The following is a 24,932-nucleotide window of genomic DNA, read 5'->3' as shown; positions in this document are numbered from 1 at the left end:
AGTCGGGATTGTCGGCTTTCGCCTTGCCAGTGTTGAAAGAGCAGCTGCGCCAGCATGCCCGAGCGGTGATCGGCGCCGATGTGGGCGGCGCCCCGGTGGTCTTCGATCAGGCCATCGATATGACGACCCCGGGCGGGCGCCAGTTCCGCAATACGTTGCAGTATATCGCGAACGCCCTGGATGGACCGCTTCGGGAAATGGATAATCCGATCCTTAACCGGCAGATGGAAGAACTGCTCCTGACTCAGGTCCTGACGTTGCTGCCCAACAGTTTTTCCGATGCAATTGCAGGATGCGCAACGCAAGTGGCCCTGCCTTATCACGTCAAGCGGGCGCGTGATTACATTCACGCCCATGCCCATACGGTGGTCAGCGTCGCCGATATCGCCGCGGCGGCCAGATGCGGTTATCGAACCGTGCAAAATGCCTTCAAGAACGCCTATGGCATGTCACCCATGACCTATCTGCGGCTGGTCCGGTTGAAACGAGTTCACGGCGCATTGCATACCGGAGGCGAGGATGGGGCGACAATTGCGCAAATCGCCCGGGCCTGGGGGTTTGGGCATATGGGGCGATTCGCCGAAATGTACCGCCGCGAATTCGGCGAATTGCCCTCGGAAACGATCCGAAAGCGGATCTGAGGTTCGCCACCATATCCACAAACTGTATCACGTATCCGGAAAGCGCTGAATAAGGGGATGCAATGTCCCGCACGCGTTTTCCAGCCGGTCTTTCATACATAAGATGCTCTTTATCTAACGATGCCTTCCATCCTGATGGGCACGCGGCGCGTAGTGACGTTTGCTGGTGATCTTTCTTTCAGGGGGAGGGCGAAGCACGGAATTTCGCCGATGTGCGGTAGCCGGCAGGTAATCGTGAAACGATAAGCGTTATTGAATCGAGGAACGGTCGATGAGGATCTCTTTCAAGTCTGCACTCTTCCCCATCCTGGTGCGGGGGGCGTTGCTGGCCCTGGTCGCGTTCGCGGGTACGGTGAATCCGTCTAATGCGTCGGCGCAACAGACGCAGGCGGCATTTTCCGAGGGGCATGTGATCTGCGGCGGGGTTGATCTTAAGACCGGCCAGCTTGCGCAGCCCTGCAGCTTTGCAAAAGCCAAATATACCGGCAAGGCCGTCGGCAAATGCCCGAACGGGTCGTTCTTCGATATCGGCACCTGGGCCTGCTTCACATGCCCCAGCGGCTACAACCGAACGGGATTCGCGGTCGATACTCCGCAGGCCTGTTCCAAACAGGTCAGGGCTGAATACAAATACGCAAGACGGGTCGGCGGCCACAAAACCTGCCCGAACGGGACGTTCAAGGACCCCCGCAACGGCGGCGAATGCTGGAAATGCCCGTCGGGCTTCGGCCGGACCTTGTCCGCGGTCGACGCTTGGGATGCCTGCGGCAAGTTTGGTGCAAGCGCGCGCCGGGCTGAATTCGTTGACCGGGTCTGCCCGGAAGGCACGATCACGGACCTGAACGGAAGCTGTTATTCCTGTCCCGAGGGTTTCCGTCGCACTGCCGCCGCGGTCACCGCCAACAATGCCTGTTTCCGGAACGAGGACCTGAAGCCGGCTGAGCAAACGGCGGCGCTGACCTGCAAGGCCGGCGAGCATTTCGATTTCATTGACGGCGGAACCTGCTGGGAATGTCCTAAGACTTCGGTGCGTTCGGTGTTCGGCGTAAAAACGAACAAGGCCTGCGAGTTCACGACCATCGACTGGGAAGCGGCCAAGCGTACGCCGAACGGCTTGTTCAAGCTGCCGGGCGGCCACGAGATCGCGGCCGAGGTCATCAAGGAGCGCACGCGGATCGACAAGATCATCGAGGGGTCCATCGAGGCGGAAAAGCTGACCGGTGCCAAAGCCGCCGAATTCAGAGACGAAACCTGGAAGCATATTCTGACAGGGCCCGAAAGTTCGCCGATCCTGATGGCGGCGGTCTACACACGCGTTTTCGATCTGATCAAGAACGGCCCGAGGACCAAGCCCGAACGGGACTTGCTGAACTACATGGCCGTCTATATTCAGCAGTCGCGCCAGTTGGCCGCCTCGGAAATGAACAACATCTGGCAAAGTTGGACCCGTGGCCAGGAGGCACGCACATCGGCACTGGCCACAAGAAGTATGCACAGTGCCTATGACGTCGGCGTCGCCCCACCGGATTTGAAAAGCCTGATCGCCAACGTCATGCATCTGGCGCCCAGCGCGGCGATGGCGACGGCGTTCCTCGGCGCGTATGCGCTTGAAACCGTGTCGCCCGGATTCGCTCAGCTGACGGCCCGCGCGGCGATAGCAATAAGACCCTTCAATTGGGCGCAGAAAATGGCTTCGATCCAACAAAAAGCATTGAAGACCGGCGCGGCGATTTCCAAGGCCGCCGCCGCCGCGGAGGCCGGAGCGGGGGTCATTGGCTCCTTTGCCGTTCCCTTCGCGGTCATGACGGCCTCGGCGGTAATCTTCAGCATCGCGACGGACAACGCCTTGGCGCAGAACCAACAGATCGCCGTCGTCAACGACGCCCTGGAGACGGCGCGGAAACCGGTGAACCTGTCCCGCCTGATCATGACTCCAGAAGGCCGGGTGGAAGTCCTGAGCAACTGGGCGCTGATGACCCAGGAGTACTACAAGCCCACCGCCCGCACCTGGGCCGCGCTGTTGCCGGCGCAGTCGATGCCGAGCAATACGGCGACCGTGAACGTGAATGGCACGAACATCGTCATGGACGTTCCCGCCGTGTCGGGCACGACCTTGGAAGGCGACCGCGTGGTCGTGAGCAGGGCAACGGCCAGCGCGCCGAGCTGGGAGAAAGTCGCCGGTGCGGCCCGCGATGTCGCGGTCGGCTCCGACGGTACCGTTTATGCGATCGGCGTGAATAAGACGAACGGCGGGTATCAGATGTTCAAACGCGCCAAGACCGATAGCAGGTGGACCAAGATTATCGGGGGGGCGCTTCGCGTTGCGGTTTCCGGCACCGAGGCCTGGGTGGTGAACGACAAGGGCGGGATCTATGTTCAGTCGGGCACCCGGTGGCGGAAGGTTTCCGGCCCCGCGGCGCAAGACATCGGCGCCAGCGCCAAAGGCGTGTGGATCACCGGTACCGACGACAAGATTTATCAACGCGTTGGCAACAACTGGAATCTCGTTTCGGGTAAGGCCCAGCGGATCGATGTCGATCAGGACGGTCGCCCCTGGGTCGTGAACAACAAAGGCCACATCTTCGTCCACGACAATAACCTGAAGTGGCAGAGGCTGCCGGGCGCCGCCAAGGATGTGGCGGTCGATGCGCGGGGCGCGGCCTACGTCGTCGGCACGAGTGGCGGCGTATACGTGTTCAACGGCACGAAGCGCGATTGGGATCGAATTTCTGACGACAAGGATTCCGTCGCCATCGGTGTCGGCGGTGGTCAGGTGTGGCGGATTTCCAAAACAAACGAAACCTATCAGTTTCACTAGGCTGCCCGGCGCCCATTCTACGATGATGATGCTCATAAACTGCCGGCGGCCCGTGGCGGGCCGCCGGCATGTTATGCGGCAGTAGGCGGTGTCGCTACTTTTGCCGGTACACCTCGGTTTTCGGACCCAGGTGCCAGATCTTGCCGCCGCCGACGGCGACGGCCGTCGCATCGCGGCCCGTCGCGACCCAGTTGTTGGTGCCAGGGTTGAACGCCAGGAGCTTGTCCTTCGCGTCGATTACGACCGGCGCGCCGAAGGCATCGACGGCGATGTCCTGCGCCGTGCCTTTGAAAGGTTGCCATTTCCCGCTGACGAGGGCGAAGATCTGGCCGGCCGCGTTGGTCAACCAGGGATTGCCGTCCCGATCGACCGTGATGCGTGTCCCCCAGGCCGAGTGATCGCGTTGCCATTGCTTGCCGGTCCAGTGGTAGACCGCAAAGCTTCCTTCCTTGACGGGTTCCGCCACGGCCCAGACACCCTTGGCGCTGGCACCGATGTCGACGGCCTTCATGAGCTTGCCGCCGGCCAGGACCGGCCGATTGGCCCAGGTTGTGCCAGTGCGCTCAAAGGCGACGCCCCCGTCGTTGACCAACCAGGGCGTGGTGTCGGCCACGGCGATGCGCACGCCGCCCCCGGGCAGACTTCCCCACTTCGCCGCATTGTTGGCGCGAAAGTAAACGCCATAACCGCCTGGCACCTTATTGTCGCCGATCACCCAGGCGGTGCCGTCGGTGGCGACGGCGATGTCATGGGCGCGGCCGTCGATCTGATCCCATTGCAGATTGCCCAGGGATAGGCTGGCGAGTTCGTTGCTGGACGGCTTGGGAATGGAGATCACCGGCTGGCTGCCCCCATCGATAATCGTTGTCGGTGCCTGGATGTTGGTCGCAGGACCAGTGTTATGGCCGAGCGCATCGGCGGCAATGGCTTTCAATTCCGCGGTCACGGCCGTCGATGGCCGTGCAGAGCCGGAGACGGCGAGTCCCCAAAATCCCGCGAGCATACCGTATCCAGAATCGGAATCGATCATGCGCGCCAATTGCGGCGGCTGCTTGGCGTCGGCCAGAAGGGCCAACAGTTTGGGGCGGGCTTCCTCGATGGCGATCAGCTTTTCGAATTGATGAGACGCGATTTCGATGGCGAGGGTGATGATGAGTTGCGGGCCAATCGAACCCATCGCCTTCATCACCGACGCCATGCGCTGAATTGCTTTTGATGTGGCTTGGAGCCCTTTTTCAACGACCTTCTGCGCGACCTTTCCGGTTCCTTGTTCTGCCGCCATTTGCGCCTTCTTCAGGGCCGCTTTCACAAGACTTCTGCTATAGGGAAACACCTTTTTGAAAACGGCGGGGTTGGCTATGGCTGCGGTGTACCCGGCGCTGACACCGATGCCGGCACCCAAGCCGACGAATACCCCGGCATGGATGACGTCGTAGAAATCGGGTGGTGCTATGCCTGTATCCAAGGTGGCGAAAAGGCCGCTATGCTGCGCCCGCGACCCCGTGCGGCGGTGTTGTTCCGAGCGCGCCCAGGTGTCATAGGCGTTGAGAGCATCTTGGGCGATATAGGTTCGACGGGCGATCATGTATTTGGAAAACCCGGCGACCAGGGCCTTTTGGCCCGGCGTCGCCCTTTGCGGGCTTTCAATCGCCGCCATCAAGGCGGCCTGGGTGATCGCCATCAGGACCGCGCTTTTTTCCGGCTCGGCACCGATTTCTTCCCACAGATTTTTGCGCAGTTGCGCGACGGGCGTCTTGGTGTCGTCGGCAAGCGCCTGGATGGCAATCTCGACGGCCTGCCGGTCACGCACCAATTCAAGGACCGCAGCTTCGGCGCCCTCGATGCCAAACAGTCCGGGTTCGTTGTAGGGGGCCGTATACCAATCCATGGACGGGCGGGCGCAGGCATTTCCAGCCTTCACGTGGCTTGTGGTTCGTTTGTGATTGGCCGGGCATGACCAGCAGGTGCCGCTGGCGGCCGGTTTCGCTGTCGATGGCGCCAGGTTGGCGCCTTTCAGATTGCGCAATTCCTGGTCGTTTACGCCGATGAAATCGAAAAATTGATCGGCCGGGCAAGACACCGCGGAGTCGAGGCTCGCCTTGAAAAATTCCAGCCCGCCGTCCTTTTCGCAGGCGGCTTGGCCATCGACAGGGAAGGTCGTGCGGTCCCATTCCGCGGGGCATTTCCAACAGCCGCCACCGGTATCGGGGTTCTGTACCCCCGGGATGCGGTCATGATGGAATTCACCAGCTTCGCATTTGGCGAGGCCGACACGGGTTGCGGAGGCTTGCTTTTCGGCAATGACCTGTCGGCAGGCCTTGGCATCGTGGACATGGGTGCCAGTGCGGGCATAACCGGCAGGACAACTCCAGCAATGGCCATCGACGCTGTCCCAAAATTGACCGCCGGGGCAAGACAGGCCAACAGCGGGATTGTTGCGGATTGCGTAGCGGAATTGTTCAGACGCGGGCACGTAACAGGCATTGCCGGCGTCGATATGCGCCGCGGACCGTCTGAAACCGGCGGGGCATTTCCAGCATTCGCCGCCGCGCACGCGGTCGTAGAACGATCCCGCCGGGCAGCGCGTGCCACGGAACGATGCGGGGCCGAATGCGCCGCGGGCTTCCGGGTTCTTGCGCGCGCAGGCACGGGGTTCCGTGACGGCGACGCCGGTGCGGTAATATCCCGGCGGACAGCGCCAGCATTCCCATTTGCCGACGTCGAAGAATGCGCCGGGCTTGCATTCGGCCACGGCCGCTCCTTCGTATTTGGCCCAGGTGCCGCCGCAGGCAGGGAACTCCTTTCCGTTGACGATGGCGCCGCAGATCGGGGCGGACTGCTTCGGCGCCTTGGTGGTGTCGAGGAGGATGACCTGCGCGACGGCCGGTGACGGGATGGCAGAGGCGAGAGCGCATCCGACCGCAAGGGCAACAGGAACCATGATCAAGGCGCGGAATGATGAGCGCATTGTCTCGCCGATGCCAACAAGACCGGCCAAGACCGGGACCAGAACTAGAATCAACGTAACCGTGGCGAAGCCGACTTCAACCATAATTCTCTCCCCCTGATGCGGGCGTTCACCCGTTTTTCAGTCCGCGCATTTCCTTCGAGAGCAGCCGCAGGTTCAATGCCCGCTGAGGCGCGCCAGAACCGCCACAGCGCGCACGGTACCGTCACCGTCTTGTGCGGTGATTGCGCGGCTGGAGTTACTTTTCCTACGAAGGGATGAGCGTGCAAGATGCGCGTTATATGATAAAAGGCTTCACTATGAACAATGGTTCAATAATGATCAGTGCTAGTCTTTGGTGTGTCTGATCGAAGGTGAATTCAGATAAGCTCAAGACACGGGCATTCGCATCAGACTACATGCCGAACTTGTAGAAACAGTGTTGATTTCCTCCCATGCCAAACAACGTGGAATGGCTCCTGCAAGAGGCGACCGGTGATCGCAGCCTTCAGGTCAGCGAGCGGACTGAAATTGATGATGATCATTGGAAGGCCGTGATTGAGCGGCTGGAGATCGGGCCCGGGCTCAGGGTCTTTCTGGCTACTGCGGATGTGCGCAAGGATCTGACGGTTCAGCCTTCGGACAGCGAGAAGGACGTTTGGCTGAGCAGCGACGTCGCGGTCTCTGGACTGTTGGATATCGAACTGACGGATGGCCCCCGGTTCCAGGTCGGCCCGAACCACGCGGTGTTGTTCCGGCCGCTCGTCCGTACCGTCGATTTTCATCTCATGGCCGGGCAACAGATCAAGCTGGCCGGTTATGGCCTGCATGGTGACCGGATTGCGCGGTTGTTCGATGACGATGTGCCACCGGAACTGCACCCGCTGCTGGAACCGGACATCAGCGAAAGCAAGGTCTTCACCATGAAGAGCACACGCCAGCTCCGCAATCTGGCGCAAAACCTGTTTGCCCCGGGCTTGAACGGCCCGCTGCGCACCCTGTTCATGGAAGGGACCGTTTTGCAGTTGCTGGCCGTCCAGGCCGTCGGGCGACCCAGCGGCAAGGAGGCGAGGAACGAGTTGTCCAGGAGTGAGCGTGACAGCGTTCATGCTGCACGGGACATCTTGCTTAAGGATATGCGGAACCCGCCGAGTTTGGGGGAACTTGCCAGCGCGGTCGGGTTGACGGAAAAGCGGTTGAACGCCGGATTCCGCATGGCTTTCGGTGCGACGGTCTTTGAAGTGTTGCGAAACCATCGCCTTGAACATGCGCGCATCGCGTTGACGATGGAAGCCACTCCGATGAAGGTCATCGCCTACCGGGTTGGGTACAATCACGTCACCAATTTCATCAATGCCTATACCGCGCGCTACGGGAATCCGCCGGGGCGTCACACCCGGCAAGGCGGCTAGATACAGAACGCCGCCCTGGCAAAGAGTCGGGCTTATGGGTGCTGGCGAAATCCGACGCGGGTGTCAGGCTGCCGCGTGTGCGGGGTCTGCCCGTTCGGTCAGGAAGGGTGCGTCCCCCAGCAGCGTCACCCGGTTCATGTGGCGGCGGAAGCCGTGATAGTCGTTGATGGCGAAATGCTGGGTGCAGCGGTTGTCCCAGAAGGCGAGAGAGCCGGGCTGCCAGCGGAAGCGGCAGACGAGTTCCGGCTTGCAGAGGTGGGCAAACAGGTATTGCAGCAGCGGCGCGCTTTCCTCGCGCGTCATGCCTTCGAAGTTCTTGGTGAACACGCTGTTCACGTAAAGCGCATCGCGGCCCGATTCCGGATGGGTGCGGATCACCGGATGGGTCGCTTCCTGTTCCACGTCCTCTGAATGCTTGAAGCCGCCGGAGGCACTTTGCGGCAATTCTGCCTCGGCCGCGCGCTTGGCGAAATTTTCCCGCGCGCTGTGGAAGGCGCGCATCCCGCGCAGCACGGTCTTCATGCCGTCCGACAGGGTTTCATAGGCCAGGTACATGTTGGCGAACATGGTGTCGCCGCCGTAGGGCGGAACTTCCTTGGCGTAGAGGATGGAGCCGAGGGCCGGCCGCTTGGTGTAGCTGACATCCGTATGCCAGCGGTCGCCGATATTGTTCTTGTGCTGCGGTTCCTTGAGCAGAAGCTGCACATCTTCGTGGTCGGGCACCTGAGGGAAGAAGGCGTTGATGTGCAGGTCGCCGAACAGGCGACCGAAGGCCTTGTGCTGGTCCGGCGTCAAGTCCTGGTCGCGGAAGAAAATGACCAGGTTGTCGACCAGGGCGCGGCGGATTTCCGCAACCACGTCCGGGGCCAGCGGCCGGGACAGGTCAACGCCGCCGATCTCCGCGCCGAGGGCACCCGAGATCGGGCTGACGGTGATGTGGCGAAAGTCGGGTTGCGGTTGTGCGGTCATCGGGTGGGCCTCCCATGTTCAGGCTGTTTTGCGCGGCGCCTCGGCAAGTAGGGCCATCGTTTCGTCGGATACGGGCGCCGTCAGGGCGCCGGCGATGCTGTCGATCAGGTTGGCGATGAACAGTTGGGTGCCGCCGCTTCGGCCGGTGGTACGGCCGCCGGCATCGCGTCGGGCCTTGTCGGCGAGGGCATGGACGAAATGGGCGACGGCCTGGCGGATGCGCTGTTCGATCACGGTCGCGGGCAGGTCCGAAAGCAGGCCACGTAGCAGGTCGCGGGTGCGCGCCATGCCGTGGTCGAACTTGTCACGCACCAGACCGCCCAGATCGATCCCGGGATCGCTGATCACCTGCGCCAGAAAGCGCACGTAATGATGGCCGCGCACGGTGGGGTCGAGTTGTTCCGCCAGCGGCGCGACCATGGCGGTGACGACGGGGCGCACTTGCGTTATCGGGCCGGCGGCTTCCAGCGCGTCCAACATGGCGACGCGGCGCCGGTTGATGCCGGCCATGCGGTGTTCGAAGATCGCTTCGAGCAGCATCTCGCGGGTGCCGAAATGATAATGCAGCGCGGCCACGTTCTTCTGGCCGGCGGCGCGATTGATCTCGCGCAGCGAGACGTTATCGATGCCTTTTTCGGCGAACAGGCGTTCGGCGGCGAGAATAAGGTTTTCGCGGGTATCGGCAGGTTCCATGAAGTGACTGTATTAAATCACTTGAATTAATCCAAGTGATTTAAATGTATTCGTTAAGAGCGGTGCCGGATGCAGCGAAATGTTGACAAACGCCCCTGTGAGAAGGCCTTTTCAAAGGCAGACAAGACCATACCAAAAGGAACCATTCATGAGACTTATGATGTTCGAAGCGTCCGGCGGACCGCGCCTGGGCGTGGTCGACGGCGACAAGGTGATTGACGTCGCCGCAGCCGGTTCGGCGCTGCCGAAAACGATGCTGGCCCTGATCGAGGCCGGCCCGGAGGCCCTTACCCGCGTTGCCGCGGCCGTCAAGGGAGCCGGTGCCAAAGCGACCCTGGCGCTCAAGGACGTCACGCCGGCGCTGCCCATCGAGAAGCCTGGAAAATTCATCTGTGTCGGCCTGAATTACGCCGCCCACGCGCGCGAAGGCGGGCATGAGCCGCCCAAGTATCCGTCCCTGTTCGTGCGCTGGCCGTCGTCGCTGGTCGCCGCCGAAGCACCGGTGATCCTGCCCAAGGTCTGCGACCAACTGGATTACGAGGCCGAGCTGACCTTCGTCATCGGCAAGGGCGGCCGTGCGATCCCGGAAGACAAGGGCCTGGACCATGTGTTCGGTTACACCCTGTTCAACGACGTCTCTGTCCGTGCCTGGCAGCGCTATACCTCGCAATGGACCCAAGGCAAGAACTTCGACGGCACCGGGCCGCTCGGCCCCGTCGTGGTGACGCCGGACGAATTGCCGCCGGGGGCGTCGGGCCTGCGCATCACATCACGGGTCAACGGCGAAACACGCCAGGATTCCAACACCGGGGACCTGATCTTCGGCGTCGCGCGACTGGTTGAAATCCTGTCTGAATTCATGACGCTGGAGCCGGGCGACGTGGTCGCCACCGGGACACCATCCGGTGTTGCCCATGCCATGAAACCGCCGGGCTGGATGAAAGCCGGCGACCGGGTCGAGGTCGAGGTCGAGGGCATCGGCATTCTCGGCAATCCCATCGTCGCCGAATCCTAAGCAGAATGATCGGGGAGGGGCGGCGTTTGCCGCCCCTTGACCCGTGACAGGGCGGTTCTGGCGGCTATGATTGGCCATCGGCGCACCTCTGGGGCGCCGCGAAGGGGAGAGACCGCCATGACAGCCTGCCGCCTGACGACCGCCGCCGCTATCCTCGTCCTTGGCGCCATGATCGCCGTCGCGGGCCCAGCCCGGGCGGCGGATGGGCGCATCGGGGTGGAATTGAACAAGTTGGAACCGCTGGCCAGCGCCTGCCGCGCTTATCTGGTGCTGACGAACAAGGCGGGCATGGCGTTCCGCGATCTCAAACTGGATCTGGTGATCTTCGATACGGACGGCATCGTCGCCCGCCGCGTGGCGGTGCAGGGCGGGCCGATCCCCGACGGCAAGACGTCGCTCAAGGTGTTCGACATCGACGGCGTGCAATGCCCCAAGATCAGTCGCTTTCTTCTGAACGGCGTCATGACCTGCGACACCCAGGACGGCAAACCCGGCGACTGCGTCGGGCTGATCGACACGACGTCGCGTGCGGCAGCATCCCTCATTAAATGACGCCCTTCGGGGCGGGGGTCGTCCCATCCTGCAGAATGATGCATATCCTCCTTCCGAGGTGGGAGGCGATCTCATAGACTTGTCCAGTGGGTGCTGAGTTTTCGGGAGGATCGACGATGCCCCTTCATCGACGCCAGCTGCTGGGATTGTTTGGCGGCTTGCCGTTTGCGGCGGTGCCGGGCGTCTTGCGCGCGGCGGGGCGGCGGATCACCGATTCCGCGGGCCGCGCGGTCGCCGTGCCGGACCGGGTGACCAAGGTGTTTCCCGCCGGGCCGCCGGCCTCGATCTTCCTCTACATGATGGCGCCGGACCTGTTGGCGGGCTGGTCGCGGGTCCTGCGCGGCAAGGAACGGGCGGGCATCGCCGAAACATATCACGGCCTGCCGGAAATCGGCCGCCTGACCGGGCGCGGCGGCAGCGCCAACCTGGAAACCGTCATGGTCATGAAGCCGGATCTGATCTTGGATTACGGGTCGGTCAAGCCGACGTACATTTCCCTGGCCGATCGGGTGCAGGCGCAGACCGGCATTCCCTATGCCTTGATCGACGGACGGTTCGACAACATCGCCAAATCCTTCCTGACCCTGGGCGACCTGATCGGCCGCCCGGAGCGGGGCCGCGCTTGCGCCGCCAAGGCCCAGACGATCATCGACGGTCTGGCCGCCGCGCGCGCGGCGATCCCGACGGCTGACCGCCCGCGCGTCTATTACGGGCGCGGCGCCGACGGCCTGCAGACGGGGGCCAAGGGCGCCATCAATGTGGAACTTCTGGGCCATGCGGGGGCGGTCAACGTCGCCGATCAGGCGGGCGAGGGTGGCCTGACCAAGGTCTCGCTTGAACAGATTCTCGGCTGGGATCCGGACGTGGTGCTGACCACCGACCCCAATTTCTTCGATCTGATCTGGACCCACGACGTTTGGAAGACGCTGCCGGCGGTCAAGGCCGGGCGGGTGTATCTGTCACCGACCGTACCCTGGGGCTGGTTCGACCGTCCGCCCTCGGCCAACCGGCTGATCGGCCTGCACTGGCTGCTCGCTGTGCTCTATCCTGACCGCTTCCTTCAGGGTCTGGCCGATCGGGCGCGGGATTTCTATTCCTTCTTTTACCACCTTGATCTGGACGCCGACCGCTTGGCCATGATCCTGGGGCCGGGCAGCCATCCCGGCAATCCCCGGAAACCATGACCATGGAACCGGCATTGGTGATCTGGGCGCGCCGGGGCGTGCTGGCTATGCTGGGCCTGGGCGCGGTCGCGCTGCTGTTCTTCGCCGCCGCCACGGTCGGCCAATTTCCCGTTTCCTTAAGCGACGTCGCCCGTATTTTGTGGGAAGGCCTGACGGGCCTGCCCCAGGATGTGTCGGACAGGGCCCGCGCCGTGGTCATGGACATCCGCGTGCCGCGCCTGGCTTCGGCCCTGCTGGTCGGGCTGGCCCTGTCGGCGGCGGGGGCGACCTATCAGGCCGTGTTCCGCAATCCGCTCGTCGCCCCGGACATCCTGGGCGTGACCTCGGGTGCGGGTCTGGGCGCCGTTCTGGCCATCTTCCTCAGCCTGCCCGTGGCGGCGATCCAGGGCATGGCCTTCGTGTTCGGCCTGGGGGCTGTGACGCTGGTTTACGCCGTGTCCCGTGCGGTTAAGGGCGCCCACGACCCGATCCTGGTGCTGGTCCTGGCCGGGGTGGTGATCGGCGCCGTGATGGGGGCCGGGATCGCCGTGCTGACCTATCTGGCCGATCCTTACGACCAGTTGCCAGCCATCACCTTCTGGCTCATGGGCTCGCTCGCGGGCGTGACCTTTTCCGATCTGGGCAATGCCTGGCCCGCCGTGGCCCTGGGGCTGGGGCCGCTTCTGTTCCTGCGCTGGCGGGTGAATTTGATGTCGCTCGGCGATGACGAGGCGCGGGCGCTGGGGGTCGACACGGAACGTCTGCGCCTGATCCTGGTGGTCTGCGCGACCCTGGCGACGTCCTCTGTCGTCGCCATCGCCGGGACCATCGGCTGGGTCGGCCTGATCATCCCCCATATGGCGCGCTTTGTGGTCGGGCCGGAATTCTCGCGCCTGCTGCCGGCGACGATCCTGATGGGGTCCGTCTACCTGCTGGGCGTCGATACCATTGCCCGCGCCGCGACGACCGTGGAAATCCCCCTGGGCGTGCTCAACGCCTTTGTCGGGGCACCCTTGTTTCTCTGGGTGCTGGCCCGGGCGAGGTTGTCATGGCGTTAGAAATCGAAACCCGGGCGCTCGCCACCGGCTACCCCGGCCATCCCGTGGGGCGCGACATGGACCTGACCATCGCGGGCGGGCAGGTGACGGCGCTGCTCGGCCCCAATGGCTGCGGTAAGACGACCTTGTTCCGGACCTTGCTGGGCCTGCTCAAGCCCCAGGGCGGCCGCATTCTGATCGGCGGCGAGGATCTTGCCCAACTGTCCCGAGGCGCGGTCGCCAAGCGCGTCGCCTACGTGCCCCAGGTGGTCGAGGGTTATTTCCCGTTCACGGTCCTGGATGTCGTGCTCATGGGTCGGGCACCCCATCTCGGCATGTTCGCGGCTCCGGGGCCGGAAGACCGTTGGGTCGCCCAAGGGGCGCTGGACGAACTGCGCATCGCCCATTTGGCGACGCGGCCCTTTACCGCCATCAGCGGCGGTCAACGGCAACTGGCCCTGATCGCCCGCGCGCTCGCCCAACAGGCCCCGGTGATCTTCATGGACGAGCCCACGGCAAGCCTGGATTTCGCCAACCAGTTTCATGTTCTGGACTGCGTGCGGCGGCTGGCCGGGGCGGGGCGGACGATCGTCATATCCTCCCATCATCCGGACCATGCCCTGCGGTTCGCTGACCGAGCCGTGCTGATGAAGGCAGGCGGCATCCTGGCGGACGGACCGACGGCGGCGGTGCTGACCGGTACTGCGCTCAGCAACGTCTACGGCATGTCCGTGTGCATTGCCGAGGTTCCGTCGGGGGCAGGGGATACCGTGCGCGTCTGCGTGCCCGGTCCGGGCGCGAACTAGCGCGCCGGAGTTCTACGTCAGGCTGTTGGGGTCGTAGGGATTGACGAGGCCCAGCGTCGGCGTGTTCGCGGGCGGGCGGTCTTCCACGGCAGGGGCGCTCTTTGGCTGGTCCCGCGGTTCCTTCGAAAGGGCGGCAAAAGCCGCGACAACGGCCTTCGGATTGAGGGCTTGCCAGAGGAACATGTCAGCCTGCCGTCGCCAGCGCGGCCGGTGCCGCGAATAATGGGGCGTCGTCGGTGGCGGTGTCACGGCGCGCTTGGCAGATGGCTTCGGAAATCTCGCATTCGCATTTGCCGCAGCAGGGCGCGCAATCGAAATAGGTATGCACGTCATCCCACTTTTCGGCGCCGGAACGCACCGCTTCCTTGACTTCCGTTTCGGTGATTCCGTTGCAATTGCAGACGTACATGGAGGTTATTCCCGATGGCGATTTGTTCTTGATAATGAGTATCATTCGTTCTGCGAATGATTGTCAATATCGGAATGCCGTTCGGGAATTTCAAGGCACGCAAGGCCGTTTGACGAGATTTCTTTTTTGCCGCCCTATGCGCGGATGTCCGGCACGGCCAATAGGTGGTTGTCCCAGGGGGCGCCGTCTTCGGATGCGGCGGGGGTGGGTAGATCCGGCCCGCCAACCACGAAGGCCCCCATCCCGCTGGTCAACACGAAGCTGCCCTTGGCCGGGCCGGCCGCCAGGCCGCAGCCATCGGCGATCGCCACGCTGCCGGCCAGATCGCCCGTCAGGGTGTTCCAGAACAGAACCCGGTTGCCGCGCGGCGCGCTGACCGCCGCCAGCTTCCCGCCCCGGTCCACGGCGACGGACCCGCAATATCCGTTCAGGTTCAGGATCGTCGCCTCGGGCGCTTCCAGATCTTCGATCCTCCCCGACCCCGGGCGGTGCTGACCGACCAGGGTTAGGCCGTCGGCGGCCGGGCCCTGGTCCTGGCAGGCGAACACCACGCGCCCGTCGTCGAAGGCGGCGAGATGGCGAATGCTCAGCTTGTGGCGGCGGTCGTCGGGATAGTCGATGGTGTCCTGCAATTTGCCGGATCGCAGGTCCACGTAGGCCAGGTTCGGGCGCATGGTGCCCAGGTTCAGTTTGGCGCGGCCACTGTCCGGATGGGTCAGAATACCGCCGTTGGCGACGGCGGCGGTCTGGCCATCCGGCATCAAAACCAGTTCGTGGCAGCCGATGCCATGGCTCGGCAGTTCCGCCACGCGCTTGAACCCGTCGGCGGCGTCATAAACCCCGATGCAGCCGCGCGCGTTGTCGAAATCGTTTTCCGTGGCGAACAGGTGGCGGCCCGTGGGCTCGAACACCGCATGGCCTTGAAAGTGGCGCCCGGCGGGGGCGTGGAACACCCGGGCAGGGCCGTCACCGTCGATGGCGAAGGCCGCGGCAAAGGTGCCGGGCCGCCGCGCCAAGGCGACGGCGGTCTTGCCGTCGGGACGGACGGCGAAGCCATGGCCGCGCGCAGGCAGGTCGACCTGGCGCAGGATGCGGCCGTTGGCATCGGCGACGCAGGCCGCGAAACGGAAGGGGGCGCTCCGCCCGTCGCCCAACCGCCGCACGCCCAGATAACGCGGGCCGCCTGGGGCGGCCCAGACACCGGGCACCGTGAGGTAGACCAGACCGCCGGCGCCAAAGCCGAGCACAGTTCGCCGTGTCATATCCATGATCAGTCTCCGTCCAGGGAGTTAAAACCAAGGACGAGGTCGAGGGCCTCGGAAACATTGATGACGACCAGTTCGTGCAGGTCCTGGAGGTCGCTTTTCAGCACCTTGAGGCGTAGCGGCCCTTTCTCGGTCCCGAGCACCGCCGTGATTGAGGGGCCCAGGGCGCGCGTGGTCTTGATCAGGTAGGCGAACTGGCGGCGGATCAAGTCGTCCTCGCCCTTGCCGATATGAGCACCCTTGGCCGTGGCGAGGCCGTCGTATAGGTCCTGGAGCGCGACCAAATTGTGCATCACGTTGCGCAGGGCGCGGCCGCTCATCCAGTTTTCCGCCCGGCGCGGCCGGGACTTGCCGTCGGATCCCAAAGGGGCGCCCAGCTTCAATTCGGCGACGGCGCCCAGACCCGTGGCCAGATCGTTGAACAGGTCCGTGGTCACGCGCTTGGCCGGGCGGCCCGCCGCCGGGTCCTTGGTCCAGCGCGCTTCCAGGTCCGCGGCGATGGCGTGCAGATTGACCGCGATGGCCCGGACCACGCCACAGGGCGTCACCGGCCCGTCGCCGGTTTTCAGGGATGCGGGGGCGTCCTTGGCGAACAGCAGGCGTTCCAGGGCGGGAAAACCCTGCACGGCGATGGACACATGGGCGAAGCTATCCGCTTTCAGAATGTCGCCATTCTTGTTGGCCATCAGCCGCGCCAGATGCTTGTCGACCAGGCTTTTGCGGTCGGGCCAGAACTTGACGCGGATATGGGTGTCGGCCATTGCCGCAGGGCCCTGGCGCAGGTGTTCGACTTCCTGCCAGGCATCCAGAGCACCATGGAAGGCGTCGCGGGCGGCGGCTAATGCGGCCGGCTCTGGGGCGGGGCACAGGTTCCCGGCGGCGTCGACAAGCGCTGCCGTTTTTTCAGTGAAGGCATGGTAGCGGGGCAGCAGGTGATCCTTGACGATGGCGGCGTTGACCGCGCCGTAGTCAATGGTGTCGGTGGCGGCCCGCGCCGGTGATGCCAGAGTGACGGCCAGCAGAAGGGCGGTCAGGACCGTGGTCGGACGCAGCAGAATGCGGTAACGGATCATAGCGAATTCAGGAAGGCGAGCAGGGCCTCCCGCTCCTTTGTGGGTAATTTTCGAACGGCTTCCCGGGCGGCCTCGGCTTCGCCGCCGTGCCACAGGATGGCTTCCAAAAGGTTGCGGGCGCGACCGTCGTGCAGAAAAAAGGTATGGCCGCTGACGGTCTCGGTCAAACCGATGCCCCAGAGCGGCGCCGTCCGCCATTCACGACCATCGGCCAGGCCTTCCGGCCGGCCGTCGGCCAAGCCCGCGCCCATGTCGTGCAGCAGCAGGTCCGTATAGGGCCAAATCAATTGGTGGGAATGTTCTGGCCGGGCAGGGTCCGTGCGGGTCACGAACTTGGGCCGGTGGCAGGCGGCGCAGCCACTATCGTAGAACACTTTCTTGCCGGCCAGAACCTGGGGGGCTTCGACGTCACGGCGCTTGGGCACGGCCAGATTGCGGGCATAGAAGGTAACCAGGGCGAGAATTTTTTCCGAGGCCTCCATGCCGTCGGCGGTCGGGTTGTCGGCGTCGGGCGTGGTGCCGCCGTCGGGGGCGTTGCGGCAGGCGGTCTGCGCCGCCGTGCAGTCGCCCCAATGGGCGGACACGACCGGATTGGAAATGCCGATGTCGCCGGCGAAGGCATGGCCCGATTGCTGGCGCACGGTCGGATCGCCGGCCTTCCAGCCGAACCGACCGAGGGCGGGTTTGCCGGCGTCTTGGTCCCAGACCCGCTGGACGCGGCCGGAAATGCCGTCGCCGTCGGCATCATCCGGGTCGGCACCCTGGACGATGTCGGCTTCGTCGATCATTTCCAGAAGGCCCAGGCCGATCATCGGCGTGGCGACGCGGGGGGACAGCAGAGCCTGGGGATGCAGGGGGCCATAGGCCAGGTCGGTGATTTTGTAGGCCGGGCGGCGCAGGTGGACCACCGTGCCGTCGCTTAGGCTGACCGGCTCCTCGGTATAGGTGATGTGCATACGGCCTTCGGGATCAATGCCCTGGACCGCGAAATCCTGCAACTGGGTGCCATAGGTCGGCTCGGCGATGACGGGTGCGCGCAGCTCGGCCAGCAGTTTCTTTTGTGCTTCGGTCTCGGGCGGGATCGACAGGCGCAGGAACATGGACACGGCGCTGTCGTCGGGCCAGTTGGCCTTTGGCGGATGGCCGCGTCCGTCCTTCAGGTGGCAGCGCTGGCAGGACCGGGCGTTGAACAGGGGGCCCAGGCCGTCGGCGGATCTTGTCGACGCCGGGGAGGACACCCAGAGCCGGCGGAAGAATCCGTTGCCGACCTTGAAATCCAATTCCTGGGAAAAAGGCAGATTGGCCGACGAATGGGAAAAAGCGTCGGCGTTGGCGGACTTTTGCGAGGTCGCGGCCCCGCCCGACATGGCCTCGTAGGTCTCGGCCTTGGTGAAGTCCGTGGTCGGCTTGACGACCGCCCGTTCCCTGTCTCCGGACGCAGCGGGGGCGCCGGCGGTTAAGACCACCATGGCGGCAACGCTGGCCCAACGGGCGGCCGGAAACATCTTGGGCAGGTATCCTTGATCAGGCTACGGGTGGCCATCTGTGGCCGGGTCGGAGCAGGCGGCGGTTTCCGGTGGAGGGCGGAAACCGCCGCCCGTTCTCCCCCTGCTATTTGAACACGGCGGACGGATTGTCAAGGCTGTCGGAGCCTTCGAAGGACACGCCGGAGAGGCCCAGCGGCGCCATCGCGCTCTCGATCGCCTTGGCCTGGGCGACCAGACCATCAACTACGTCCTGGATGATCTTGTTCCCGGCGGCGTTGCCTTCGCCGATCATCTGATCATAGGCCATGACACGGCGGTCGGCCGTGTCCTTCATGACCTGCATGCGGGCCAGGGTGGCGCTTAAGGCCGCGTCGATCTTGGCCGCCAGCTTGGCGTCCTTGGCGGTGATCAGGTCGGCCAGGCTCGGGCCCTGGACGACGGAGCCATCGATGCGGGCATAGCGGCCGGCGTAGATGGACATCATGCCGACCTGGTCGAAGTAGTGAGAGTTGTGGGTGTTGTCGGCGAAGCAATCGTGCTCTTCCTCGGGATCGTGGAGCATGAGGCCGAGCTTGATGCGCTCACCGGCCAGCTCACCATAGGACAGGCTGCCCAGGCCCTTGATGATGGCGCCGATACCCTTGGCTTTGTCGGCGGTCACGGCGGCACGCGCCGCCCCGCCCGAGGCCCATTGGCCGACCATGTCCTTGAGGTCCGAAATCAGGAGCTCCGTCGCCGCCGTCAGGTACTGGGCCCGGCGGTCGCAATTGCCGTGGGTGCAGTTCTTGGTGTCGAAATCCGTGTGCGGCCGGTTGCCGGCGCCCGGGCCCGTGCCGTTCAGATCCTGGCCCCACAGCAGGAATTCGATGGCGTGATAACCGGACGCGACATTGGCTTCAACGCCGTCGACCTCGTGCAGCGTGCCGGAAATCAACTCGGGCGTAATCTTGGACGCGTCGATGGTCTTGCCGCCCAGGCGCAGGGACGGGTTGGCGATGACGTTGGCGGTGTAGAAGGGGTTGTCCTTGGACTCTTTGCCGTAGGAGGTGTCGACGTAGTCGATCAGCCCTTCGTCCAGCGGCCAGGCGTTGACCTTGCCTTCCCAGTCGTCGACGGCGGCATTGCCGAAGCGGAAGCCTTCCGTCTGCTGGTAGGGTCGGCGGGCATCGATCCAGGCGGCGCGGGCGCGCAGCAGCGTTGCGCGCGAGGGCGACGCGACCAGTTGCATGACGGCGGACTGGAGGGTTTCAGCGGTAATCAGGGCGTCTTCGTACATGGCATGGGCGATATCGGCATAGGTGTCGAGCACCTTTGCCGGATCCGCCGTCCGGGCGGGCGCCGCGCCGGATGCGGTGGCGGTCAGCATGCAGCCGACGGCGAATGCGGTTATGAGGCGTTTCATGAGTTTCTCCTTTGATATTTTGCGTTTCTGGGCCGCCTTGGCGGCTTGGTCCCGCGAGGGGGGTTGTGAATAAGACGAATGAGGCGACGAAAACCGGTCAATGAATCGTGGATTTTTCGGGGCCGAAGACCGGTCCGCGCGGACGGATCATCAGCCCCGCGTCGGAAAACACGGCTGCCAGATGCCCTGCCAACTCCATCCCGGTGCGCCGCGCGGTCGGGGGCAGGCGACAGGCGAACAGGGTGCTGCAGCCGCGGCCCGGGGACTGCAGGCCGGCGATGACGTCCATCAACAGGTGTTCATCCGCGCTGATGTCGGCGCAATGTGGGCAGCGAATATCAATGGTATCGGTTGCCGCGGTTGTCAGGACGGTCATCAGGCCATCGAGAGGCGCATGTGCGGCGGGAACCCCGGCCAGCTTGAAACCGGTGCGGAGGATCGTCTGATCGGGCATGCCGTCCCTAAGGCCGCGCATCCAAAGCCGCACGGCCCAGAGCATCAGTTGCTCGCCGAACGGCAGTTCGATGAAGGTGGATGGGGCGGCGAAGGCGCGCATGGGGCTTAGTCGGCGCCGGCGGCGGCGTCGAAACTTTCCAATCCGTGACGCAGTCCGGCGACGAAAGAGGCGACGCCGGAACTGCGCAGCGGCACGAACGGCTTCATGGTCTGGCGGCACAGGCGTTTGACCTGAAGGGCCGCATCATGGCTGACGCAGTCCGTGGGGAACACCACGGCGTCGGCCTTGACCACCGCACCCGCCAATTCATTGATGGATTTTTCCAGGCCGCCGTCATGGTGCAGGAAATGGCCGTTCCATGCTTCGACCAGGGATTTCAGGCGATGCACGGTCTGCTGCCGGCCCCCGACGTAAAGCAGGCTACGCCCGCCGAGATCGAAGGGGCAGGAGGTGTCGCAGTCACTGCCGGCGGGGCCGGTGCCTCGTTCGCGGACCAGGGCCGTTTCCAGGGACCGGTTCTCGTCGAGCAGGCTGTCGACGAGGCGCGACAGTTCCTCGATGCGGCTGCGCTGACCGCGCAGGGTGGCATCGGTTTGGGCGGCACGGATTTCCATATGGCGAAGTTCGCCCTGCAGGGCCGGGACGGAGGCACAGGCGCCGTCACCGTCCAGCGTTTGCGGGGCGGCGATGCGGATGGCGCGGTCGGGATCGTGGTGCAGCTGGTCGCGCAGCGCGTTGATCTGCTTTTCCTTTTCGTCCAGGCGCTGGCGGTGATGGTTCTGCTGCTTGGCGAGCTTGTCGCGCAGGCCGGCGTTTTCCTCTTCCAGATCCGTCAGGCGGCGGATGTCGCCCCGGTTGGAGGCGCCGACCAGATGGGACAGCATGTGCACGTCGGCGAACATGCGTTCCGATAGGTCCGTGGTCGCGGCGGGATGGCTGAGAATCGCCCAGTAGGGACCGGGGATGTCGCCGGCGGCCATGGCCTCGACCCAGGCGCCCTCCAGGCCCTTGGCATCTTTGACCCCGCGCAGGCGGCGGATTGCCGCCGCATGCTTGCGGTCCAACAGCTTGGTCAGCATCTTGGCCGCGCGGCCCGGCTGATCGGCTTCCTTCACGAAGAAACCGTGGAGCTGATAGTCGACGGGGAAGCCTTGGCGGATCTTCAGGGGCAGCTTGCGGGCCAGGGCGCGCAGGTCGGCCAGGGTCAGGCATGTGCCCAGGATGGAGCAATGCCATCCGGCGGTCATTTCCCACAGCCGCTTGCGCCGCGCCGTGGCGTGCAGGTGGAGATCGTCGTCGCCGCAAAGGTCGCACATCGGTGCCTGTGTCTCCGGTATGCCGGGCAGGTTGCGAGCGATTACCAGTTGCTGGTTGGCACTGCTCCCTGCCTCAGGGATCAAGGACGACACAATATGCAAATGATTATCAGTTGCACAAGTGAAAACTTTCGCTTGATGTCAGCGGACGCCGTTGACGAAGGACAGTGTGATGGAATTCTCTTGTTATCTCTAATAGAGATATTAAAGTTAAATAGACATCATAATTTGTGAGTGTATTGCCATGGAGCTTTCTGATCTCCGTATTTTCGAGGCGGTCGCCCGCACCGGTGCAATGAATCGCGCGGCATCGGAACTGCACACCGTACAATCCAACGTGACCGCGCGCGTGCGCCTGTTGGAGGACGATTTGGGGATGGGCCTGTTCGAACGCCATTCCCGGGGCGTACGCTTAACTCCGGCTGGGGAACGCCTGCTGCCCTTCGCCAAAGCGGCGGCGCGGCTGGTAGCCGATGCCCGGCGCGCGGTTGCCGACGACGGCGTGCCGCAGGGCGACTTGGTCATTGGGTCACTGGAAACCACGGCGGCCTTGCATCTATCGCCGATTCTGACTGGCTTCGCAGGGGGGCATCCTGGCGTCGACCTGGCGATCCGCACGGGCACCACGGCGGAACTGATCGACGACGTTCTGGAAGGCCGGGTTGAAGGAGCCTTCGTCTGCGGGCCGGTCGATCACCCGGATCTTGTTGCGGAGACGGCGTTTCACGAGGATTTGGTCGCGGTTACCGCGCCAGGGGTCGCCGACTTGCGCGACCTGACGGCCCAGGGTGAGGTCAAGATCGTGGTCTTGCGCGCCGGATGCTCTTACCGACGCAAGCTGGAGGAAATCCTGGCCGCGCGCGGCGTGACCGGCTTACGGATTCTGGAGTTCGGTACCATCGAAACCATTATGGGCTGCGCCGCCGCCGGCCTGGGCGTGACCCTGCTGCCGCGCGGTATCGCCCGCGATGCGGCGGAGCGGGGTCGCGTGCGCCTGCACGCGCTGCCCGTCCGCGAAGGCCGCGTGACGACTTTGTTCATCCACCGCAAAGACGGTTACCGGTCGGCGGCGATGGTGGCCTTCATGAATCATTTGTATCCGGTCCGCGCTGCGGCCGAATAGGTATCTGCCGGCCAGATAGCGCCTATCGCGGGAAACCGTTTTTCACCTGGCGGGATGCGGGGGTAATCTTGGTCACCCCTATCCACCGCCGGAGGACCGCCATGCCTGCCCAGACCGCACTGATGACCCGCTTGGGGATGACATTGCCGGTGATCCAGGCCCCCATGGCCGGCGGCAGCGATACGCCGGAACTGGTGGTTGCCGTATCCGAGGCGGGCGGTCTGGGGTCCATGGGCGCGACCTATCTGACGCCGGAGGCGTTCCGGGGGGCGGTCGAGAAGGTCAGGAGCCAGACCAACCGATCCTTCGGAGTCAACCTGTTCGCGCCGCAGCCGGTGCCGCCGCTTCCCGCCGATGCGGAGACCACGGTCGCCGCCGTCCAGCGCGCGGGTGCGGATGTGGGCGCGCCGCAAGCGGCCCTGCCCGACGCCATGACGGATCCGTTCGAAAAAACCTTTCCCGTGGCACTTGAAAGCGGCGCCAAGGTGTTCAGCTTCACCTTTGGTCTGATTTCGTCTGAGGCGGTCGCGGCGCTCCAGGCCCGCGGCACCTTCGTCATGGGCACCGTGACCACGCCGGCGGAGGCCGTCGCGATGGAACGGCTGGGGGTCGACGCCGTGGTCGCCCAGGGGGCGGAAGCCGGCGGCCATCGGGGCACGTTCGTTGGATCGTTCGAGGCGGCGATGATCGGCACCCTGGCCCTGGTGCCGCAAGTCGTGGACGCCGTCTCCGTGCCCGTGGTTGCGTCCGGCGGAATCATGGACGGGCGGGGCATCGCTGCCGCCCTGGCGCTTGGCGCCCAGGCGGTGCAGATGGGTACGGCCTTCCTGACCTGTGACGAGGCCGGCACGCCTGAATGCTACAAGGCGGCCATGCTGTCCGCCCAGCCCGAACAGACGCGAATCACCCAGGCCTTTTCCGGCCGCTTCGCCCGCGGCATTGAAAACCGCTTCATGGCGATGATGGAAGGCGACGGGGCCGAGGCCGCGCCGCTGCCCTTTCCATGGCAGAACGCCCTGACCCGGCCCATGCGCACGGCGGCGGCAAAGGCCGGCGACCCGGGTTTGCTGTCCCTTTGGGTGGGGCAGGGGGTGGGGTTGTCCCGGCGCCAGACGGCAGCGGAGCTGATGGCGCGGCTGGCGGAAGAAACAGACGCGGCCATCAGCCGATTAACCGCCGGTCAGGCTGCCCGGTAGCGGGCCAGCCAATGGGCGTAGGGCGGGGGCAGGGTGGCCCAGGCCGGATTGTCCACGCCCAGTTCCTGCGCCGCCATGTAGGGCCAATGCGGATTGGCCAGCAGCGGCCGCCCCAGCATCACGAGGTCGACCTGGCCGTCACGGATCATCTGGTCCGCCTGGGCCGGCTGGCTGATGTACCAGCTGGTCGCGGCGGGCAGGCCGGTTTCCCGGCGCACCCGTTCGGCGACCGGTGCCAGGAAGGCCGGGCCCCAGGGAATGTTCGCCTCCGGCGTTGAAAACCCCATGCTGACGTCGATGAAATCCAGGCCCGCTTCCTTGAAGCGGTTCACCAGGGCGATGGATTCGGTAAGGGTTTCCTCGTCCCGGCCGTCGAATTCGATGACCCCGAACCGCGCCGTCAGCGGCAGGTTTTCCGGCCAGACTTCGCGCACGGCGGCCAGGGTTTCGATCAGGAACCGGCCCCGGTTTTCGGCGCTGCCGCCGTATTCGTCGTCGCGCTGATTGGAATGGGCGGAAAAGAAGCTTTGCGCCAGATAGCCATGGGCGAAATGCAGGGTCAGCCACTTGAACCCGGCGTCGTGGGCGCGTTTGGCGGCGGCGGCGAAATCGCCCCGCACGCGGTCGATGTCGGCTTTGGTCATGGCGCGGGGCACCTTGGGCAGGCCCCCGCCGTAGGCGATGGCCGAAGGGGCAATGGTTTCCCAGCCGCGCGGATCGTCCGGGGCGATATGGTCATCGCCTTCCCACGGGCGGTTGGCGCTGGCCTTGCGACCGGCGTGTCCGATCTGGATGCCGGGCACGGACCCCGCCGCTTCGATCTCGCGGGCGACGACGGCCAGGGCCTCGGCCTGATCATCGTTCCACAGGCCCGTGCAGCCGGGGGTGATGCGGCCTTCGGGCGAGACGGCGGTGGCCTCGACGATGACCAGTCCGGCGCCGCCCCGGGCCAGGGCGGGTACATGGATGCGGTGCCAGTCGTTGGGCATGCCGTCCACGGCGGAATATTGGCACATGGGCGACGCCGCGATGCGGTTGCGCAAGGTGACGTCTTTCAGGGTAAAGGGATCGAACAGGGTCGACATGGGGAAACTCCGTAAATTAAGTGGGGGTGGCTGTATCGCCATTAGTTCTATAGTTCGATATATTTC

The 24,932-nt window shown here is 64.5% G+C and carries 22 protein-coding genes (1 of these 22 only partly in view); 10 read left to right on the top strand and 12 right to left on the bottom strand.

Going from position 1 to position 24,932, the window contains the following annotated elements; genetic code table 11:
- Together KFF05_11630 and KFF05_11625 are read left to right on the top strand one after the other, a co-directional pair.
- On the top strand, positions 1–641 hold the 3' portion of the coding sequence (locus tag KFF05_11630) for an AraC family transcriptional regulator (protein ID UTW50607.1). It extends 343 nt beyond the left edge of the window; the window shows 641 of its 984 coding nt (coding positions 344–984); its start codon lies off the left edge, out of view; it ends in the stop codon at positions 639–641.
- Between the two features lie 271 nt (positions 642–912).
- Positions 913–3,459: a hypothetical protein gene (locus KFF05_11625; protein ID UTW50606.1), complete on the top strand. Its 2,547-nt coding sequence runs from the start codon at positions 913–915 to the stop codon at positions 3,457–3,459.
- A gap of 94 nt (positions 3,460–3,553) precedes the next feature.
- Here the strand turns inward: KFF05_11625 and KFF05_11620 are convergent, their stop codons facing one another.
- Positions 3,554–6,511 (bottom strand): hypothetical protein, encoded by a 2,958-nt coding sequence (locus KFF05_11620; GenBank protein ID UTW50605.1) that lies wholly within the window; start codon positions 6,509–6,511, stop codon positions 3,554–3,556.
- Positions 6,512–6,861: 350 nt separating this feature from the next.
- Between KFF05_11620 and KFF05_11615 the strand changes: the two genes are divergently transcribed.
- On the top strand, positions 6,862–7,818 hold the full coding sequence (locus KFF05_11615) for a helix-turn-helix transcriptional regulator (protein ID UTW50604.1): 957 nt from the start codon (positions 6,862–6,864) through the stop codon (positions 7,816–7,818).
- Between the two features lie 63 nt (positions 7,819–7,881).
- On the opposite strand, the gene KFF05_11610 is transcribed toward KFF05_11615, so the two are convergent.
- Positions 7,882–8,787, bottom strand: coding sequence for a TauD/TfdA family dioxygenase (locus KFF05_11610; GenBank protein UTW50603.1), 906 nt, complete (start codon positions 8,785–8,787; stop codon positions 7,882–7,884).
- Positions 8,788–8,805: 18 nt separating this feature from the next.
- Positions 8,806–9,480, bottom strand: a complete 675-nt coding sequence (locus tag KFF05_11605) for a TetR family transcriptional regulator (GenBank protein UTW50602.1) — start codon at positions 9,478–9,480, stop codon at positions 8,806–8,808.
- 148 nt (positions 9,481–9,628) lie between these two features.
- On the opposite strand from KFF05_11605, the gene KFF05_11600 reads away from it, so the two are divergent.
- The 5 genes from KFF05_11600 to KFF05_11580 all read left to right on the top strand — a co-directional run bounded on the left by KFF05_11600 (position 9,629) and on the right by KFF05_11580 (position 14,053).
- Positions 9,629–10,495 (top strand): fumarylacetoacetate hydrolase family protein, encoded by an 867-nt coding sequence (locus KFF05_11600; GenBank protein ID UTW50601.1) that lies wholly within the window; start codon positions 9,629–9,631, stop codon positions 10,493–10,495.
- Between the two features lie 117 nt (positions 10,496–10,612).
- Positions 10,613–11,047 carry a Tat pathway signal sequence domain protein gene (locus KFF05_11595; GenBank protein UTW50600.1) on the top strand — a complete coding sequence of 145 codons (435 nt, stop codon included), beginning with the start codon at positions 10,613–10,615 and terminating at the stop codon, positions 11,045–11,047.
- Positions 11,048–11,163: 116 nt separating this feature from the next.
- Positions 11,164–12,231 carry an iron ABC transporter substrate-binding protein gene (locus KFF05_11590; GenBank protein ID UTW50599.1) on the top strand — a complete coding sequence of 356 codons (1,068 nt, stop codon included), beginning with the start codon at positions 11,164–11,166 and terminating at the stop codon, positions 12,229–12,231.
- Positions 12,232–12,233: 2 nt separating this feature from the next.
- Positions 12,234–13,268, top strand: coding sequence for an iron ABC transporter permease (locus tag KFF05_11585; protein UTW50598.1), 1,035 nt, complete (start codon positions 12,234–12,236; stop codon positions 13,266–13,268).
- The gene (locus KFF05_11580) at positions 13,259–14,053 is read left to right on the top strand and encodes an ABC transporter ATP-binding protein (protein ID UTW50597.1); all 795 of its coding nucleotides are present in this window, start codon (positions 13,259–13,261) and stop codon (positions 14,051–14,053) included. The genes KFF05_11585 and KFF05_11580 overlap by 10 nt, the downstream gene beginning before the upstream one ends.
- Before the next feature lie 12 nt (positions 14,054–14,065).
- Here KFF05_11580 and KFF05_11575 read toward each other — a convergent pair whose 3' ends face one another.
- From KFF05_11575 to KFF05_11540, 8 genes are all read right to left on the bottom strand, one after another.
- Positions 14,066–14,236, bottom strand: a complete 171-nt coding sequence (locus KFF05_11575; protein UTW50596.1) for a hypothetical protein — start codon at positions 14,234–14,236, stop codon at positions 14,066–14,068.
- A gap of 1 nt (position 14,237) precedes the next feature.
- Positions 14,238–14,462: a (2Fe-2S)-binding protein gene (locus KFF05_11570; protein ID UTW50595.1), complete on the bottom strand. Its 225-nt coding sequence runs from the start codon at positions 14,460–14,462 to the stop codon at positions 14,238–14,240.
- Positions 14,463–14,596: 134 nt separating this feature from the next.
- Positions 14,597–15,730 carry a DUF1513 domain-containing protein gene (locus KFF05_11565; GenBank protein UTW50594.1) on the bottom strand — a complete coding sequence of 378 codons (1,134 nt, stop codon included), beginning with the start codon at positions 15,728–15,730 and terminating at the stop codon, positions 14,597–14,599.
- A 2-nt stretch (positions 15,731–15,732) separates the two neighbouring features.
- Positions 15,733–16,800, bottom strand: coding sequence for an imelysin family protein (locus KFF05_11560; protein ID UTW50593.1), 1,068 nt, complete (start codon positions 16,798–16,800; stop codon positions 15,733–15,735).
- Complete coding sequence (locus KFF05_11555) at positions 16,797–18,305, bottom strand: c-type cytochrome (protein UTW50592.1); 1,509 nt, start codon at positions 18,303–18,305, stop codon at positions 16,797–16,799. Before KFF05_11555 ends, KFF05_11560 begins: the two co-directional genes overlap by 4 nt.
- 106 nt (positions 18,306–18,411) lie before the next feature.
- Positions 18,412–19,689 carry a peptidase gene (locus tag KFF05_11550; protein ID UTW50591.1) on the bottom strand — a complete coding sequence of 426 codons (1,278 nt, stop codon included), beginning with the start codon at positions 19,687–19,689 and terminating at the stop codon, positions 18,412–18,414.
- A 97-nt stretch (positions 19,690–19,786) separates the two neighbouring features.
- Complete coding sequence (locus tag KFF05_11545; protein ID UTW50590.1) at positions 19,787–20,245, bottom strand: hypothetical protein; 459 nt, start codon at positions 20,243–20,245, stop codon at positions 19,787–19,789.
- 5 nt (positions 20,246–20,250) lie between these two features.
- Positions 20,251–21,462 (bottom strand): DUF2325 domain-containing protein, encoded by a 1,212-nt coding sequence (locus tag KFF05_11540; protein UTW50589.1) that lies wholly within the window; start codon positions 21,460–21,462, stop codon positions 20,251–20,253.
- 244 nt (positions 21,463–21,706) lie between these two features.
- On the opposite strand from KFF05_11540, the gene KFF05_11535 reads away from it, so the two are divergent.
- Entirely contained in the window at positions 21,707–22,585 is an 879-nt protein-coding gene (locus KFF05_11535) for a LysR family transcriptional regulator (GenBank protein ID UTW50588.1), read from the top strand.
- Positions 22,586–22,686: 101 nt separating this feature from the next.
- Complete coding sequence (locus KFF05_11530; protein ID UTW50587.1) at positions 22,687–23,781, top strand: nitronate monooxygenase; 1,095 nt, start codon at positions 22,687–22,689, stop codon at positions 23,779–23,781.
- Here the strand turns inward: KFF05_11530 and KFF05_11525 are convergent.
- On the bottom strand, positions 23,766–24,866 hold the full coding sequence (locus KFF05_11525; protein ID UTW50586.1) for an NADH:flavin oxidoreductase/NADH oxidase: 1,101 nt from the start codon (positions 24,864–24,866) through the stop codon (positions 23,766–23,768). The two genes, KFF05_11530 and KFF05_11525, sit on opposite strands and share 16 nt — an antisense overlap.
- Positions 24,867–24,932: the final 66 nt, after the last annotated feature.

Source organism: bacterium SCSIO 12827, assembly GCA_024397995.1.
Lineage (GTDB): Bacteria > Pseudomonadota > Alphaproteobacteria > Rhodospirillales > Casp-alpha2 > UBA1479.
The sequence above is the reverse complement of the archived record's forward strand: the minus strand, read 5'-3'. Positions and strand labels throughout refer to the sequence as shown.

Excerpts from the sequence above, each read along its gene's own strand:
- KFF05_11525 (UTW50586.1), bottom strand. The coding sequence starts at position 24,866 with ATGTCGACCCTGTTCGATCCCTTTACCCTGAAAGACGTCACCTTGCGC.
- KFF05_11615 (UTW50604.1), top strand. The coding sequence starts at position 6,862 with ATGCCAAACAACGTGGAATGGCTCCTGCAAGAGGCGACCGGTGATCGC.
- KFF05_11565 (UTW50594.1), bottom strand. The coding sequence starts at position 15,730 with ATGGATATGACACGGCGAACTGTGCTCGGCTTTGGCGCCGGCGGTCTG.
- KFF05_11555 (UTW50592.1), bottom strand. The coding sequence starts at position 18,305 with ATGTTTCCGGCCGCCCGTTGGGCCAGCGTTGCCGCCATGGTGGTCTTA.
- KFF05_11600 (UTW50601.1), top strand. The coding sequence starts at position 9,629 with ATGAGACTTATGATGTTCGAAGCGTCCGGCGGACCGCGCCTGGGCGTG.
- KFF05_11550 (UTW50591.1), bottom strand. The coding sequence starts at position 19,689 with ATGAAACGCCTCATAACCGCATTCGCCGTCGGCTGCATGCTGACCGCC.
- KFF05_11605 (UTW50602.1), bottom strand. The coding sequence starts at position 9,480 with ATGGAACCTGCCGATACCCGCGAAAACCTTATTCTCGCCGCCGAACGC.
- KFF05_11535 (UTW50588.1), top strand. The coding sequence starts at position 21,707 with ATGGAGCTTTCTGATCTCCGTATTTTCGAGGCGGTCGCCCGCACCGGT.
- KFF05_11620 (UTW50605.1), bottom strand. The coding sequence starts at position 6,511 with ATGGTTGAAGTCGGCTTCGCCACGGTTACGTTGATTCTAGTTCTGGTC.
- KFF05_11610 (UTW50603.1), bottom strand. The coding sequence starts at position 8,787 with ATGACCGCACAACCGCAACCCGACTTTCGCCACATCACCGTCAGCCCG.
- KFF05_11540 (UTW50589.1), bottom strand. The coding sequence starts at position 21,462 with ATGTGCGACCTTTGCGGCGACGACGATCTCCACCTGCACGCCACGGCG.
- KFF05_11545 (UTW50590.1), bottom strand. The coding sequence starts at position 20,245 with ATGCGCGCCTTCGCCGCCCCATCCACCTTCATCGAACTGCCGTTCGGC.
- KFF05_11570 (UTW50595.1), bottom strand. The coding sequence starts at position 14,462 with ATGTACGTCTGCAATTGCAACGGAATCACCGAAACGGAAGTCAAGGAA.
- KFF05_11575 (UTW50596.1), bottom strand. The coding sequence starts at position 14,236 with ATGTTCCTCTGGCAAGCCCTCAATCCGAAGGCCGTTGTCGCGGCTTTT.
- KFF05_11625 (UTW50606.1), top strand. The coding sequence starts at position 913 with ATGAGGATCTCTTTCAAGTCTGCACTCTTCCCCATCCTGGTGCGGGGG.
- KFF05_11560 (UTW50593.1), bottom strand. The coding sequence starts at position 16,800 with ATGATCCGTTACCGCATTCTGCTGCGTCCGACCACGGTCCTGACCGCC.
- KFF05_11590 (UTW50599.1), top strand. The coding sequence starts at position 11,164 with ATGCCCCTTCATCGACGCCAGCTGCTGGGATTGTTTGGCGGCTTGCCG.
- KFF05_11580 (UTW50597.1), top strand. The coding sequence starts at position 13,259 with ATGGCGTTAGAAATCGAAACCCGGGCGCTCGCCACCGGCTACCCCGGC.
- KFF05_11530 (UTW50587.1), top strand. The coding sequence starts at position 22,687 with ATGCCTGCCCAGACCGCACTGATGACCCGCTTGGGGATGACATTGCCG.
- KFF05_11595 (UTW50600.1), top strand. The coding sequence starts at position 10,613 with ATGACAGCCTGCCGCCTGACGACCGCCGCCGCTATCCTCGTCCTTGGC.
- KFF05_11585 (UTW50598.1), top strand. The coding sequence starts at position 12,234 with ATGGAACCGGCATTGGTGATCTGGGCGCGCCGGGGCGTGCTGGCTATG.